We start from the raw sequence: 15,301 nt of genomic DNA on the forward strand, positions 1-15,301 counted from the left end.
AAATCATGCGATTTGCCAACATACGTTCGGTTGCCGGTTCGTAATCCACCTGATTTTTTACCCGGTAGCGCATCCGTCCACCTAATGGTCGTCGGAGACATCTCGACAGGAACGGACGTGCTGGTTATCGGCGCAGGACCGGGTGGCTACGTCGCCGCGATTCGCGCCGGGCAACTGGGTCTGGACGTAACGCTCGTCGAAAAGGACGCCTACGGCGGAACCTGCCTGAACTACGGGTGCATCCCGTCGAAGGCAATGATTACGGCGTCCGACTTGGCCTACGACGCGAACAACGCCGAGGACATGGGAATCTACACCAAACTCGACGTGAACTACGGCGAGATGGTCGATTGGAAAGACGACGTCGTCTCCCAGTTGACCGGCGGCGTCGAAAAGCTCTGCAAGGCAAACGGCGTCTCGCTGATGGAAGGCCGTGCCGAGTTCGCTGACGACAAATCGGTTCGCGTCGTCCACGGCGGCGAAGGACAGGGTTCGGAAACCGTCGAGTTCGAGAATGCAATCGTCTCGACCGGAAGCCGAGCAATCGAGGTTCCCGGCTTCGAGTTCGACGGCGAGCACATCCTTAGTTCGCGGGAAGCACTCGCGCTGGACGACGTTCCGGAGAGCATCGTCATCGTCGGCGCAGGCTACATCGGCATGGAACTGGCGGGCGTCTTCGCCAAACTCGGTTCCGACGTGACCGTGGTCGAAATGCTCGATTCGGTGCTTCCCGGCTACGAGGACGACCTCGCACGCCCGGTCAAAAAGAAGGCCGACGAGTTGGGAATCGACTTCCACTTCGGGCAGGCGGCGAAGGAGTGGGAAGAATCAGGCGACGGTATTACGGTCATGACCGAGAACGAGGACGGCGAAGTCTCGGAGTTCGGTGCCGAAAAGGCGCTCGTGGCGGTCGGTCGCCAACCCGTGACGGACACGCTCGAACTCGAAAACGCGGGCATCGAAACTGACGAGAAGGGCTTCATCCAGACGGACGACCGCGCCCGAACCGAGCAAGAACACATCTTCGCAATCGGTGACGTGGCGGGCGAACCGATGCTCGCGCACAAAGCCAGCAAGGAAGGACAGGTCGCCGCGGAAGTCATCGCGGGCAAACCCTCGGCCCTCGACTATCAGGCCATGCCCGCCGCGGTGTTCACCGACCCCGAAATCGGCACGGTCGGCATGACGGAAGCGGAAGCCGAGGCACAAGGCTTCGAACCGGTCGTCGGCAAGTTCCCGTTCCAAGCCAGTGGTCGCGCACTGACCACGGGCCACGCCGAAGGATTCGTCCGAATCGTCGCCGACGAACCGAGCGGGTTCGTCCTCGGCGCGCAGATTGTCGGGCCGGAAGCCTCCGAACTGATTGCCGAGTTGGGACTGGCAATCGAGATGGGTGCAACGCTCGAAGACCTCGCCGCGACGGTTCACACCCACCCGACGCTCTCGGAAGCCGTGATGGAGTGTGCCGAGAACGCGCTCGGACACGCGATTCACACGCTGAATCGGTGAGGTTTCGTCCGCAGTAAACGACTGGCCGCGGCACCGACGTTCAAAAATTCAGCTCTCTTTCGTTCAACACTCGTAAACGCACGAGTTGTCGCTACAATCACAACACTCGCAGTAGCAATCGCATTCGTCACAGACTGCGATGCACGAATTATCGTCTGGATGACGTTCACAGCAGACGGTTTCACAGTCACAGGTTTCACACAGACCGAGCGAGCTGTCACAGTCGACTTCGGGTTCCGGTAGGGAACCGTATCTGACGAGATGGTCTTCACCGAGGGGTTCGCCGTCTTCGACCGGGTTGAGAATCGCGTGGGCAGTGTCCTCTTCGGGGAAGACGGAAAGAGAGAGATAGCCGTCCTCGACGCGGCGGATGATGAGAATCCGTGGCGTATGGCTGTCGCCGAGTTGGTTGGCGGTCAACCGTTCACCCTCTATTCTACCGGTCGGGTCGGTCAGTTCGTGGAGGTCGCCGATTTTTGCTTCCTCGATAACGCCGTCGTCCGAGAGTTCTTCGAGAACGTCCGACTGCTGTTGGACGGCGGCTTTGACGATGTCTGCGTCGCGGTAGTCGCGAAGAAACGCATCTTGCTCCGACCGCGTGAGGTCGAAGCGCTGTGTGGTAGCGAGATTACTCCGTTCTGCGGCGGCGCTCGCTGGAGCGAGTGTCACCAATGCTCCGGTTGCGGTTCCTTTCAAGATTTGACGCCGACTCAGCTCGGTATTGTTTTGATTTTACATACCATATTAATATATGAATACTACGGTAAAAAATATACATTCTGGATATGTAGAATTTTATTTAATTTAGGTATTTGCGAATAATACTGCCGAGCTACTGCGCGGAATCCAATAATTTAACCATAAAAATCGAAATCCGACGAGGATGTCAGTAGGAGTCTCTCAGCACCACGTAGAGCTACAACTGCAGTAACACTCTTCACACATCTCCTCGCAAATGGTACCTTCACCATTGAACTTACAACAGTAGGTGGAACAACCATGACACCCGTAACACTGCCACGGAGACAAGCACGCTTCCGGTTCGACTTCCATGTCCGGCATGCTACCGTACTTTACGATGTGGTCTTCACCGAGTTGTTCACCGTCTTCAACTGGGTTGAACAGCGCACGTGCAGTACCCTTTTCAGGGAACAACAGAAGAGAGAGATAACCGGATTCGACGCGCCGGAACACCTTAATCTCCGGTGTGTGGCCTTTACCGAGGTTGTACGTCGTCAGTCGCTCACCGACGCCGCCACTGGGTTCGGTTAACTCTTCCAAGTCGTCGATACGTGGGTTGTCAAGGACGCCGTCGTCCGAGAGTTCTTCAAGGAGGTCAGAATGCTGGTGAACGATGTCCCGAACGACGTATGCGTCCCGATAATCTCGTAGGAGCTTCTCCTGTTCAACCTGTGATATTTCAGTTGTCTGCTCCGCTGAAACGTTCGCCGAGCCAAAAGCCACCAACGCACCGGTCGCTGAACCTTTCAAAATCTGTCGCCGACTTAGACCGTTGTTGTTTTGTCTGGACATAAGCCCATAGTTATATAATTTTTTATAATATAAAAGTTGTACTATTTTTATTAGTGTTATATTTCACGGTACGAAGTGCTCGATAGTATGATTAACCTAGACGTGTATCCTATGGAGTGGCAGTGATGGGGAACAATAAGACAGAATACAACGAATATCAATAGCAGTGGGGTCAAAAGAAGACACAACGCTTTCAAAGTTACAAATAGAACGGTGGAGAAATCAATCCCCTCGTTTCAACTGGAGGAAAAGACCATCTCAAGCAAATTTGTGAACCGTCACGTCCAACGTATCCAAATCCACGACTGGCGCGAATCCCGAATCAGGATTGATGTTGACGCTTTTCTGGAAATCCGTCTGTGATTGCCAGCAACCGGAGTTCATGGCGAGGACGTTGTGGTACTTGCCGAATCCGAGTTTGTGGACGTGACCAGTGTGGAAGATGTCGGGAACCTCGTCGATGACGAGGTAGTCCTTTTCCTCCGGTGCAACGCGGGTGTGGCCACCGTACTGCGGGGCGACGTGACGCTTTTTCAGGAGTTGGTACATCGCCTTGTGCGGTTCCTCGTAACTCGCTTTTTCCTCCGGCATCTCCGCGATTACCTCGTCCAGCGAGACGCCGTGGTACATCAGTACCGAGACGCCTTCGACTGTAACTGTAGAGGGATTGCCCGTGATTCGGGCATCGTGAACATCCATGATGTCGCGGAGTTCCTCGTCGAATCCCGGTTGCGGTTCGGCGAGTCGAACCGCGTCGTGGTTGCCGGGAATCATGACGATTTCCATGTCGCCGGGGACTTCTTTCAGATACTCCGAGAACTTCTCGTACTGCTCGAAGATGTCGATGATGTCGAGTTCCTCGTCCTGATTCGGATAGATACCGACGCCCTCCACCATGTCGCCTGCGATGAGGAGATATTCGACGTGTTCTGCCTCCTCGGTGTGCAGCCAACTGGTGAACCGCGACCACGCGTCGGCCATGAACTCCTGACTGCCGACGTGAACGTCGCTGATGAGTGCGGCTTGTACGTGGCGGTCGGCGGTCGATGGTTTGTAGGTTCGCGGAACGTCGGGGAAATGAAGCGAGTCAACGAACAGGATTCCGGCATCGCTCGAAAGCGTTCCCTCGACGGCAATCGTCTCGTCCAACAGGAGTTCGTTCACGACGCTGGCGAACTCCTTGTCCTTCATGATGAGACACGGGAACGTGCCGTTCGTGTCTTCGAGTTCGACAAGCCAGTGTCCGCTCGCCGTCGAACGAATGTCGCTTATCATCCCGACCATGGCGGCGTCGCTTCCGCCCGGCATGCTGGCGACTGCGTTCGTTGGACGAGCATTGACACGACCACGAAGTTGTCCCGAAAGCCGCTGGAAACGGTCGCGGAACACCGTAACGAAATCGTCGTACTCGCCGGTTCCAGTGCTCTGTCCGGTTACGTCGCCCTCGATACCGACCGACTGAAGGGCTTCGTTCCGTGAGATGGACCCCTCTGTTTCAACTGGAGAGGTCACCTCATGCACTGAGGATTCGGTGTTTTTCGTTCCAGTAGAAAAGGGGGTATTATCGGGGATGGAAACATCTCCGTTCTCCGATAGAGACGATGCCGATGAAGCTGACTCCGATGAAGCCGAGTCGAGAACGTTCCTGACGTGTTCGACGGAGATTTTCAGCGCGTGTTCGGGGGCGGACTCGACTGCCTCGTTGAGCGCGCCGTCTGGGTCTGGCGCGTTTGCAAGAAGCGTCACGGCCTCTCGGTCGGCGTTGTACCCGCGACTCGTGAGTTCTCTGACGATTCGAGCCGGGGTTTCTAATGGCACGAGTCGGTAAAGACGCGGATGAGCAAAAAATATAGCGAACTAACCCAGAAGGTTGACAACCCGTGGTAGTTTAGAGAACCGTAATGAGTCCCCCAGACGAGTCGTCGTCAGACGACGTACGGGACACCGGCCCGGAGGGGTCAGGGGTCGTCTCGTGGCTTCGTTGGTTCCGACACACCGATAACGGGACGGTGGTGTTCGTTCGAGAAATGTTGGAGAGCGCCGCCGTCGTCGCCGCAATCGGCCTCGTTCTCTTTGCTATCAGCGGCGTCTGGCCGCCGATGGTCGCCGTCGAAAGCGGCAGTATGGAGCCACAGATGGAGCGCGGTGACCTGATTTTCATCATGGATGAGAGTCGCTTCGTTCCGGACGCCGCACAGGAGGGAACGGGAATCGTCACGTATCAACAGGGACAACAAAGCGGCTACAACAGTTTCAATCAAGCCGGAGACGTGATAATCTACCGTCCGGACGGAAGCGCGTACCGAACGCCGATTATTCATCGAGCGCGGTTCTGGGTTGACGAAGGCGAAAACTGGTACGACAGAGGGAATCCACAGTACATGAACGGTGCAGACAGTTGTCAAGAACTGCCGAACTGCCCTGCACCATACGCCGGATTCATCACGAAGGGTGATGCGAACGACCAGTACGACCAAGTCTCCGCCATTAGCGACCCCGTCAAGCCGAGTTGGATTCGCGGCACCGCCGAAGTGAAAATCCCATGGCTCGGCCACGTTCGCCTGTTCTTCGCCACTACAGGCGTCCCCGTGGACGTGCAGTACCAATCGCAACAACCAGCACAGGTAACACCGAACGGAACCCAGTACGCGCCGCCTGCGTAACCGTCGTTGCGCTGCCCGATACCCAACGAGTTTTATATATCCTGCGTCACATTGACCGCGCATGAGCGACGAAGACGAACCGGAACTGTGTGACGACTGTCAAGAACCACTGACGGACGCTCTCGCCAGAACGATTCGATTGACGGTTGACCGTTCACAAATCGACAGCCAACGACTCTGTCCCGAATGTTTTGCCGACTGGATAGACCGCTACGAAAGCGAGATGCAACCGACGCACGAATCCGAGAACAGCGGTTCGGAAATCATCGTGGACTGAACCCCCTTCTTTCGAGTCGAAAACGGACGGGGGCACCGGGAAGAGATAAGTTTTGTTGCTAGTGAAACCGACCACCGGACAGTACAGAGTGCTCGGTACTGCTGTAGAGAAACAGTTACTGCAGGATGAACACCGAGAGCAGTAGCAGACGGTATAATATTGGTTTCTCAACTGTCCGATAGAAAGATTTGAGCGTCAGTCGAACCCCTTCGTTTCGGGTGAAAATCGCCCGCATGCGGGCGATTTTTCGGTATCGAAGCCGCGGACGAAACGTACCACCCTATGCCAACAGTTATCGCGGTTTGTCTTCGGTCACTGTTCGTCTTCGCTATCCGTTTCTTCGTCTCCGTTTTCTTCCGCCGCGGACAGTCCGTCGTCGCCGCGCTCTAACGCCGTTGGCACTTCGTGGTAATCGGAATAGCCGTCGAACCAGCGAACGATGCGCTCCAATCGGTCAACGACGTGGCCGGGTTCGCCGCTCCGGGAGAGTTCGTGGCCCTCGCGCGGATAGCGCACGAGTCGGGTTTCCACGTCGTTCTTCTTGAGGAGGAGATAGAGCATCTCCGCGTTGTTCACCGGGACGCGGAAGTCGTTGTCGCTGTGAACGACGAGCGTCGGCGTGGTTACGTTCTGGACGTGCGCCATCGGCGAGCGTTCCCACAGGAACTCCGGTTCTTCCCACGGCGTCGTGTCGAAATCCCACTCGATGAGTTTGAAGGCGTCCGTCGAACCGTAGAAACTGTTGAGTTCGTACACGCCGCGCTGTGTGACCGCTCCTTTGAATCGGTCAGTTTGCCCGATAATCCACGAGGTGAGATAGCCACCGTAACTGCCGCCCGTGACGAACATGTTATCCGTGTCCACGTACTCGCGCTCCGCGATGGCGTCGGTTCCCGCCATTACGTCGTCGTAATCGACGGTTCCCCAACCGCGTTCGATTGCGGCCATATGTTCCTCGCCGTAACCGGTTGAACCGCGCGGGTTAGACCAGAAGACGACGTAGCCCTGTGCCGCGAGCGTCTGGAACTCGTGCCACATCGTACCGGTGGTAGACCACATCGAGTGTGGCCCGCCGTGAATCTCCACGACCAGCGGATACTGCTCGTCCGAATCGAAATCCGGCGGCGTCAGCACCCAACCCTGAACCTCGGTGCCATCGTCCGATTCGAACCACAGTTCCTCCGGTTGCCCGACCGCCCGTTCGTCCAAGTACTCCGCATTGAGACGGGTGAGTCGGTGGGTTTCGGCCCCGCCGGGTGTCGAGACGAACACGTCGCCGGGATGGTCCCACTCGGATTTCGCGTAGGCGATGGCATCGGCACCGACAGAGAAATCGGTGATATGACCCTCGCCGACGACCTGCTGGGGTTCGTCGCTTCCGTCGCCAGCGACTCGCCATATGACGTAGTCGCCCTCGTCGGGCGTTCCGAAATAAACGCGCTCCTCGTCTGCGTCCCACTGCGGTGGATTCGAGAGCGTCCTGTCGAGCGATTCGGTGAGTGTGACCGTTTCTTCGGTTGCGCGGTCGAACAGTTTTATTTCCGACTGGCGGAGTGTCGCGTTTTCCTCGGGACTGTAGACGTAGGCGATTCGCCCGTCTTCAGTTGCCGCCATGGACGCACCCCAGCCGCTCGTCTGAAACAGTGTTTCCTCTTCGCCGGAATCGGTGTCGTAGGCCACAATATCGACAATGATGTTGTCGTCCGGGTCGCCCTCGCGCTTGACGCCGTAGTAGAGCGTCGTCTCGTCGCCCCACTCCGGGCCGGAAAAGTCGAAATCGCCGTCAGTGAGTCGGGAGACAGAATCGTCGTCGAGGTCAGCAGTATAGACGTGGCTTCGTTTGCCGTCGAAGTACCGCTGGCCTGCTCGGTACACTTTCCGGTCGATGACGCGCGGGTCGGGCGTTTCCGGTTCGTACTCCTCGCCGTTAAGGGAGATGTCTCGCTCTTTCTCGCGGTCGTCCTCCGTACTCTGCTGGACGAACGCGATTCGCGTTCCGTCGGGCGACCACGCGAGTTGTGAGACGCCACCGGCAACGTCGGTCACCTGTCGAGCCTCGCCACCTGCGGTCGGGAGTACCCAAAGTTGTGGACGGTCGTCGTCCGCACCACGGGTGCTCACGAAGGCGAGGCGGTCGCCGCTCGGACTCCATCGCGGACTACTGTCCACGCCTTCGCTGATGGTGAATTGCGTCGGTTCGCCGCCGCCAAGCGGAACGACGTGAATGGTCGATTCGTACCCCTCACCATCTTCCGGGACGGAACGCACGAACGCCACTCGCTCGCCGTCCGGGGCGACCTGCGGGTCGCTGGCTTTGACTATATCGTGATATTCGTTGGCATGTATCGTTTCCATACACCGTCTCTCGGAACGAGTGCAAAATATACTTTCGATTCGAAACACTCGGGTTACGGAAGCGTTTCCTATCGCCATTTCCCGTTACCGCCCGGTATCGCGGGATTTCGCCACGGTAGCGTGATATTTCGATTTCGAAGCGTCGGTTGGCTATATGAACATTCACGGAGAGGTCAGAACCATGGTGGGGGAACTCAACCGACGCAGATTTGTGAAAACCGTGGGAGCAGCGGGGCTTCTCGGATTTTCGGGGACTGTACTGGCACAACAGCGATTAACGTGGTTCGCAGGCGGAACCGGCGGGACGTACTTTCCGCTTTCGAACCAGTTCAAGACGATTATCGAGAACAACACCGACTACACCGTACAGGTGCAGTCAACGGGTGCGAGCGTCGAAAACGTCGGCGGACTCGCACAAGGAAACGCCGATTTCGCGCTCATCCAGAACGACGTTGCCTTCTTCGCGTACAACGGAACTGGTATCGAGGAGTTCCAAGGAACGAGAATACGGAGCTTGCGGGGCGTAGCGACGTTGTACCCCGAAACGATTCACGTCGTGACGCTTCAGGGGAACAACATCGAGACGCTACAAGATCTCCAAGGAGCAACCATCAACACGGGTGACCTCGGAAGCGGGACACAGGTAAACGCGCTTCAGATTTTAGAGTCAGTCGGCATCCAGCAAAACGACTTCACGGAGCAGAATACCGGGTTCTCGCAGGCAGCAGACCAACTCAGAAACGGCGACATCGACGCCGCATTCGTCGTCGGTGGCTGGCCTGTCGGCGCAATAGAGGAACTTGCGACGACGAACAACATCGCATTCGTGCAAATTTCCGGACAAGCACAGCAGAACATCCTTCAACAGGCCCAATGGTTCGCGGAGGACACGATTCCGGCGAATACGTACACCGGACAGAACGAACCGGTTCAGACCGTCGCGGTGCAGGCGATGATTGCGACGACCCAAGACCAACCGAACGCCGCGGTGCGAGGCGTGACAGAATCCATCTTCAACAACACCGGCCAGTTGAGCCTGAAACAGCAGTTCATCAACCGAGAGAGTGCACTGGATGGGATGTCCATTCCGCTCCATCCCGCCGCACGGGAAATCTTCGGCCCGGCCACGACACAGGCAGGAGGTGGCAACCAAACCGGCGGAAATCAGACTGGCGGGAACCAGTCAGGAGGCAATGACGCAGGTGGAAACAACAGTTCGTAACACTGCTCGACTGTCGCTCGCCCTGTGTGCAATCCTCCTGCTCGCGGTTCCGGCGGGTGCTGTCGGGGGGAGCAGTTCACAGAGCGGCGACGATAACGACAAAGTCCTCGTCGTCGCCGACGTCGAGACGGGCGAACCGATACTGGTCACGCCGGTCGAAAACGGAACGCAGGTTGCGCTCGCATACACGCACAGCGTCGAGAAAACGCCGGTTCGGGACGTGTACGTCGTGGATGGAGCTGAGTTGGAGATGACCGAAATGCGATTCCAATCCTACGGCGCTGGACTTCCGGCTAACGCGAACGTGACGAGCGAAAGCGGTTGGTTCGTCTTCGACCCGCCGGGGCGCTACGCACAGATTTCCGTCGCACCCGGGGACGTGGCGAATCACGAACTGCGAGTCGGAGACGAGCAGTACGACCTCGCGGCACTCTCGGGCGGTGAATCGGTCAAACTGTTCGTCATCGAACGGTGTCCGACATGAGCGACACGCTAAGCGAGCAAGAACAGGAAGAACTCGTTCAGGAACTCGAACACAGACGTGACCTTCGCGGGGTGGTTGCCGTCATCGCTTCGGCAATCGCCATCACCTTCTCTGCGTTTCAGATATGGCTCGCGGCGCGGGGATTCATCTTTCAAGTAACGCTCCCTGTGGTCGGTGAAATTCGAATCGCCGCCCTGCAACTGTTGCAGGTCAACGCGGTTCACGTCATCTTTGCCCTGCTGCTGTCGTTTTTACTGTTTCCGACGACGACTGGAAATGGCTTTCTCTCGCGTCGTCTCGGCCGAATCGTTCCCGCACTGCGGGAACGATTCGGCGAGCATAGTCCGGTCACCCGGGTCGCCGCAGGCATGCGCCGGGTCGTCCGATGGCTGATGGTTGACCCCAACAGAAGACGAGTGACGCCGGTCGATTTCGTGATGATGGCGATAGCGATACTAGCCGTCTGGTACATGCTGACGGATTTCGACGAAATTCGCGGAATGCGCGCGCTCGGACTCGGGTTCGGACGAACGACTTCGGAGGTGTATCCGTTCCTCTCGCCCGTCGTGGACGCGATTTCAGCAATCGGAATCCCGTTAAACGAAGCGTCCTACGCGTTCGTCCTCGGCGCACTCGGCGTCTTGCTCGTGCTCGAAGCGACTCGCCGAGTCCTCGGCCTGTATCTCATGATTATCGTCGCGTCGTTCATCGTCTACGCCCGCTGGGGCTATCTGATTCCACTCGACGCACCCATCGTCGGCGTCCTCTCGATTCCACCACTCGACTGGAGTTCCATCGTTCAGAACCTCTGGTATAACACCGAGAACGGCGTGTTCGGGATTCCGGTGACGGTGAGCGTCCGATTCATCTTCATCTTCATCCTATTCGGCGCGTTTTTGGAGATGAGCGGCGCGGGCCAATGGTTCATCGAACTCGCATACTCCGCGACGGGACAGCGAAAAGGCGGTCCCGCCAAAGCCTCGATTCTCGCCTCGGGATTCATGGGTACCATCAGCGGGTCGTCGATTGCGAACACGGTGACGACCGGAGCCTTCACGATTCCGCTGATGAAACGCTCCGGTTATCGACCGGAGTTCGCGGGGGCCGTCGAAGCCTCCGCCTCCTCGGGCGGGCAGATTCTTCCACCCGTCATGGGCGCAGCAGCGTTCCTCATCGTAGAGTACACACTGACGCCCTTCCGCGACGTGATTATGGCCGCGGCGATTCCCGCGGTCGTCTTCTTTTTCGGCGTCTGGGTGATGGTGCATCTGGAAGCCTCGAAGGAGAACATCGGTGGCTTAGCCGACTCGAAAATCGTGGGCTTTCGGCCCCACCTTCTTCGCGGCTGGTTCTACCTCGTCCCGCTAATTCTGCTCCTCCACTATCTCATCATCGAACGACTCTCAATCGAGCGAGCGGCGTGGTACACCCTCGTCGCCATCGCCGCACTCATCGCACTCATCGCGGCCTACAACCGAACTTCGAGGGTGCCGCTGGTCGGAACGATTGTCGGAATTTCCGCGCTCCAGTTCGCCTCCTTTGTGACCGCAGGCGTCGGTATCGTTTCCCTGCTCGCGGGCGGAGGCGGTACAGGAACGGGACTCGCACCGCTCGCTGCACTCAACGTGGTGGCGGGGCAACTCGGGTGGATAATTCTCGCCGTGAGTCTCGTTACGCTTTTGCTTCGCCCGCACGCGGACGCACCACTGCTCGATTTCGACGGCCAAGTCGATAGTGCGGTTGCGAAAGGTGCGAACGTCCTTCGGCGACCCCGACTCGCGGACAATCGCGGATTCCAGTACGGTGGGTTCGTCCTCACCTCGATGGATTCGGGTGCGAGGACTGCGACGACGGTCGTCATCGCGGTTGCGGCGGCGGGCGTCATTCCCGGCGTCATCAGCGTCAGCGGATTGGGACCGAATCTCACCGCGCTCATCCAAACTGTCAGCGGCGGTTCGATCGTCGTGCTGTTGGTTCTTACGGCGATTTCGTCCATCATTCTCGGGATGGGAATGCCGACGACGGTGACCTACATCATCCTCGTTTCGATGCTCGGCGACGCCATCGCAGGGTTCGGGATTCCGATTCTGTCGGCGCACCTCTTCATTCTCTATTTCGGCGTCATCGCCGACATCACGCCGCCAGTGGCGGTCGCGGCCTACGCAGCTTCGGGAATCGCCAAATCCGACCAGTTCCAGACGGGCGTCGAGGCGTTTTCGCTCTCACTGAACAAGGCAATTGTTCCGTTCGCGTTCGTGCTGACGCCCGGAATCCTGCTCCTTCGCGGCGTCGGAACCGGACAGGAGGTTCGCGTCATCGGCGTGAACGACGTAACCAATCTCGGGTATTTCGTCCCCGACGTGCTGATTCCAGTGGCGGGAGTGTTCGTCGGCGTCGTCGCACTCGGCGCAACAGTCATCGGCTATCTCTACGCCGACGTGAGCAGGGCAGACCGGGCGTGGTTCGCACTAACTGCACTCTTGCTTATGGCTCCGCTCTTGCTGTTCAACACCGTGACGAGCATACTGGGGTTGGTCGGTCTACCGACAGTGGAACCGGGTTCGTTCGACCTCCTGCTTCGAGCGGTCGGCGCAGTCGCTTTCGGCGCGCTGGCGCTCAAAAACCGGCGGCGGGCGGACAGGGAAGCTGCCGAGGAGCGCGGAACGACGGAGGCGGCCTAAAACTGGCCGCAGTCGCCGAGTCGGGTTTCGAAGCGGATTTCAGCGCCAGTGGCGCTGAAATCCGCGTTGGGTCGTTCTGGATTCGTTGAACTTTTTCGAATACCCTCGGCTATCAAAACTGTTTTCGAAAGGATGCGTCCGCGCGGCGCTCATGGCATGGCACGCGACAAACGGCACGCGGACGCACTCGAAAGTACGCATTCAGGAGTGTTAGGTCTATCGCTATGGTAAAACCAAGTCAATTTCAATATTGACTCGATTACGTCGGGGATTTTCCGACAGGAGTTCGATTGTCAGCGAAAAGTGAAATCGGTGTCAGAATGTGGGAAGGAAATTCAGAGGGAGAAAATCAGAATGAGCGCAATCAGAATGGGAGGAAATCGAGCAGGCCGAGTTCGATAGTGTAAATCGCAAAGGCGGCCAGCCACGACTGGAAAATCAGCGTTCCAATCGCGGAGAGAACGATGAACTCCCAATCCTTCATTTCCGCGAATCCGGCGGGGACGGTGAGCATTCCGCGGGTGAACAGGAGGGCGTTGCTGACCGGGACGACGATGCGACCCCAGCGGTCGAACCAGCCGTCGAATCGGTCGAGCGAGTCCTCGCTGATGCGAAACCACGGTTTTTCGAGCAGGTACTCTCGACCGCCGCGCTTCGCCAGCGAAAACAGCGCGTACTGGCCAGTCGTTGCGCCGATGACGGCGACGAAGATGATGACGGCGATAGCTTGAATGTTGTCCGGAGACGCGAGAACGGTCACCGAGAACGGAACGAGACTCTCGCTCGGTGCGAAATACAGCAACATCGCGCCCTCCAAAATGAGGATAAGGAAGAGTGCGATGAGTCCGTACTGGTCGAGCCACTGTTTTGCGAGTTCCTCATCCCCGGTCAAAAAGAGGTAGATACCGACAACCGCGGCAACCGCAACACCGGCCACGAGAAAGATAATTCCGTAATCCGAGAGGAACTTCCGGAGGGAGTTCGAACCGGAGCCAACCGAGAGGAGCGCCAAACCGAACATCAAGAGGGCGAACAGACCGACGAGAGGTGTCGTCTCGACTGCGACGAGCGAGGCGAGTTGCATCTGGTACGGCTATTGACGTGATATACTAAATGCGTTGTGACCTGCGCCCGGAGCGACGCGGTTTTGGCCGTTCCGCCGATAGCACCGGTATGGACCCAATCGAGCGCCCGCGTCGGCTCCGCCGGGACGGACTCCGGAAACTGGTCAGCGAGAACAAACTGGCGGCCAGCGACCTCATCGCACCCGTTTTCGTGGACGCAACCACGGACGAACGAGTCGAGATAGAAACCATGCCGGGCCACGAGCGCGTTCCAATCGAAGAGTGCGTAGCCCGCGTCGAGGAAGTACTGGAAACCGGCGTCGAGGCCGTGATGCTGTTCGGGATTCCCAAATCGAAGGACGAACGCGGCAGTCGCGCGTGGGCCGAAGACGGTGTGGTACAGGAAGCGACGCGCCGAATCACGAGCGAGACGGACGCCACGGTCATCACCGATATCTGTCTCTGTGAGTACACCGAACACGGCCACTGTGGCGTGCTCGAAGACGATGCCGCGGACGACCCCCGACTCACAGTGAAAAACGACGAAACGTTAGACCTCCTTCGGAAGATTTCGGTTTCGCACGCCGAGGCGGGAGCGGAGATGGTCGCCCCCAGCGGCATGATGGATGGCATGGTCGGCGCGATTCGGGAAGCACTGGACGACGCGGGCTACACCGACGTTCCCATCATGAGCTACGCCGCGAAGTACGAAAGCGCGTTTTACGGGCCGTTCCGCGACGCCGCGGACGGCGCACCCTCGTTCGGAAACCGGCGCCACTACCAGATGGATCCGGCCAACTCGCGCGAAGCCATTCGGGAAGTCGAACTGGACGTGGAACAGGGTGCGGACGTACTGATGGTGAAACCCGCACTGCCGTACCTCGACATCGTCCGCGACATCCGCGAGGAGTTCGACCACCCTGTCGCCGCCTACAACGTTTCGGGCGAATACGCGATGCTTCACGCCGGGAGCGAGAAGGGATGGCTCGATTTGCAGGAAACCGCGCTCGAATCCTTACTGTCAATGAAACGGGCAGGAGCAGACCTCATTCTCACCTACTTCGCGGAAGACATCGCCGACGAACTCGCGTAAACGAGTTCATCGGCCCTCGTAATCGGGCGAAATCGAACGAAAATTACTATAATCGAGGGAAGCAGTGATTCGAATTTCGGTCGAATCGATGGATGCACACTGGTTTGCGAGTGAATCTCGTGCGCACTAAGTTCGGCGTGGTGAGTGCCGTCGTCCAATGGCGACCGATTTGTCGATGGACGAGCGTCCAGAAACGAGTTTTCGGATGGTCGTTTTTCGACCACATTACAACCTTAAGGAGATAGTATCCGATAATAAGCTGGTCGTTCGGCCACCCAACCGGCAGTAAAAACGGATATTTCAACGATTAACGTCATAAGCAAGAGCTCTGTTGCGTCACACCGTGATGCAGAAAATAAACAACGTAGAATACTAAGTATTCGTGGACATTTGTCCAGATGATATCGTCGTGATAGACAC

The 15,301-nt window shown here is 57.8% G+C and carries 12 protein-coding genes; 7 read left to right on the forward strand and 5 right to left on the reverse strand.

Annotation, left to right across the window (positions count from 1 at the left end):
- Nucleotides 1-84: 84 nt before the first annotated feature.
- Nucleotides 85-1,509, forward strand: a complete 1,425-nt coding sequence (lpdA, locus tag HL45_RS00560) for a dihydrolipoyl dehydrogenase (protein WP_049969175.1) — start codon at nt 85-87, stop codon at nt 1,507-1,509.
- Between the two features lie 63 nt (nt 1,510-1,572).
- Here the strand turns inward: lpdA and HL45_RS00565 are convergent, their stop codons facing one another.
- From HL45_RS00565 to HL45_RS00575, 3 genes are all read right to left on the reverse strand, one after another.
- On the reverse strand, nt 1,573-2,178 hold the full coding sequence (locus HL45_RS00565) for a hypothetical protein (RefSeq protein WP_049969176.1): 606 nt from the start codon (nt 2,176-2,178) through the stop codon (nt 1,573-1,575).
- Nucleotides 2,179-2,409: 231 nt separating this feature from the next.
- On the reverse strand, nt 2,410-2,973 hold the full coding sequence (locus HL45_RS00570) for a hypothetical protein (protein ID WP_144239976.1): 564 nt from the start codon (nt 2,971-2,973) through the stop codon (nt 2,410-2,412).
- A gap of 327 nt (nt 2,974-3,300) precedes the next feature.
- On the reverse strand, nt 3,301-4,860 hold the full coding sequence (locus HL45_RS00575; protein WP_049969179.1) for a DNA-directed DNA polymerase II small subunit: 1,560 nt from the start codon (nt 4,858-4,860) through the stop codon (nt 3,301-3,303).
- 83 nt (nt 4,861-4,943) lie between these two features.
- On the opposite strand from HL45_RS00575, the gene HL45_RS00580 reads away from it, so the two are divergent.
- On the forward strand, nt 4,944-5,705 hold the full coding sequence (locus HL45_RS00580) for a S24/S26 family peptidase (protein ID WP_084156762.1): 762 nt from the start codon (nt 4,944-4,946) through the stop codon (nt 5,703-5,705).
- A 61-nt stretch (nt 5,706-5,766) separates the two neighbouring features.
- Nucleotides 5,767-5,982, forward strand: a complete 216-nt coding sequence (locus tag HL45_RS00585) for a DUF7569 family protein (protein WP_049969180.1) — start codon at nt 5,767-5,769, stop codon at nt 5,980-5,982.
- A gap of 312 nt (nt 5,983-6,294) precedes the next feature.
- Here HL45_RS00585 and HL45_RS00590 read toward each other — a convergent pair whose 3' ends face one another.
- The gene (locus tag HL45_RS00590; protein ID WP_049969181.1) at nt 6,295-8,337 is read right to left on the reverse strand and encodes a S9 family peptidase; all 2,043 of its coding nucleotides are present in this window, start codon (nt 8,335-8,337) and stop codon (nt 6,295-6,297) included.
- A gap of 181 nt (nt 8,338-8,518) precedes the next feature.
- Between HL45_RS00590 and HL45_RS00595 the strand changes: the two genes are divergently transcribed.
- Genes HL45_RS00595 through HL45_RS00605 form a run of 3 tightly spaced genes read left to right on the forward strand, consistent with a single transcriptional unit; the run spans nt 8,519 to nt 12,724 of the window.
- Complete coding sequence (locus HL45_RS00595) at nt 8,519-9,559, forward strand: TAXI family TRAP transporter solute-binding subunit (RefSeq protein WP_049970030.1); 1,041 nt, start codon at nt 8,519-8,521, stop codon at nt 9,557-9,559.
- Nucleotides 9,531-10,043 (forward strand): DUF1850 domain-containing protein, encoded by a 513-nt coding sequence (locus HL45_RS00600; RefSeq protein ID WP_049969182.1) that lies wholly within the window; start codon nt 9,531-9,533, stop codon nt 10,041-10,043. The genes HL45_RS00595 and HL45_RS00600 overlap by 29 nt, the downstream gene beginning before the upstream one ends.
- Entirely contained in the window at nt 10,040-12,724 is a 2,685-nt protein-coding gene (locus HL45_RS00605) for a TRAP transporter permease (RefSeq protein WP_049969185.1), read from the forward strand. The genes HL45_RS00600 and HL45_RS00605 overlap by 4 nt, the downstream gene beginning before the upstream one ends.
- Before the next feature lie 364 nt (nt 12,725-13,088).
- On the opposite strand, the gene HL45_RS00610 is transcribed toward HL45_RS00605, so the two are convergent.
- Complete coding sequence (locus HL45_RS00610) at nt 13,089-13,745, reverse strand: DedA family protein (protein ID WP_394324783.1); 657 nt, start codon at nt 13,743-13,745, stop codon at nt 13,089-13,091.
- 152 nt (nt 13,746-13,897) lie between these two features.
- Here HL45_RS00610 and hemB point away from each other — a divergent pair, with 152 nt between their 5' ends.
- Nucleotides 13,898-14,881 (forward strand): porphobilinogen synthase, encoded by a 984-nt coding sequence (hemB, locus tag HL45_RS00615; RefSeq protein ID WP_049969188.1) that lies wholly within the window; start codon nt 13,898-13,900, stop codon nt 14,879-14,881.
- Nucleotides 14,882-15,301: the final 420 nt, after the last annotated feature.

Origin of the sequence: Haladaptatus cibarius D43, assembly GCF_000710615.1 — an archaeon.
Classification (GTDB): domain Archaea; phylum Halobacteriota; class Halobacteria; order Halobacteriales; family Haladaptataceae; genus Haladaptatus; species Haladaptatus cibarius.

Bases quoted from the DNA above. Each gene is read 5' to 3' on its own strand.
- lpdA (WP_049969175.1), top strand. From the start codon at position 85: ATGGTCGTCGGAGACATCTCGACAGGAACGGACGTGCTGGTTATCGGC.
- HL45_RS00580 (WP_084156762.1), top strand. From the start codon at position 4,944: ATGAGTCCCCCAGACGAGTCGTCGTCAGACGACGTACGGGACACCGGC.
- HL45_RS00585 (WP_049969180.1), top strand. From the start codon at position 5,767: ATGAGCGACGAAGACGAACCGGAACTGTGTGACGACTGTCAAGAACCA.
- HL45_RS00590 (WP_049969181.1), bottom strand. From the start codon at position 8,337: ATGGAAACGATACATGCCAACGAATATCACGATATAGTCAAAGCCAGC.
- HL45_RS00595 (WP_049970030.1), top strand. From the start codon at position 8,519: ATGGTGGGGGAACTCAACCGACGCAGATTTGTGAAAACCGTGGGAGCA.
- HL45_RS00600 (WP_049969182.1), top strand. From the start codon at position 9,531: ATGACGCAGGTGGAAACAACAGTTCGTAACACTGCTCGACTGTCGCTC.
- HL45_RS00605 (WP_049969185.1), top strand. From the start codon at position 10,040: ATGAGCGACACGCTAAGCGAGCAAGAACAGGAAGAACTCGTTCAGGAA.
- HL45_RS00610 (WP_394324783.1), bottom strand. From the start codon at position 13,745: ATGTTCGGTTTGGCGCTCCTCTCGGTTGGCTCCGGTTCGAACTCCCTC.
- hemB (WP_049969188.1), top strand. From the start codon at position 13,898: ATGGACCCAATCGAGCGCCCGCGTCGGCTCCGCCGGGACGGACTCCGG.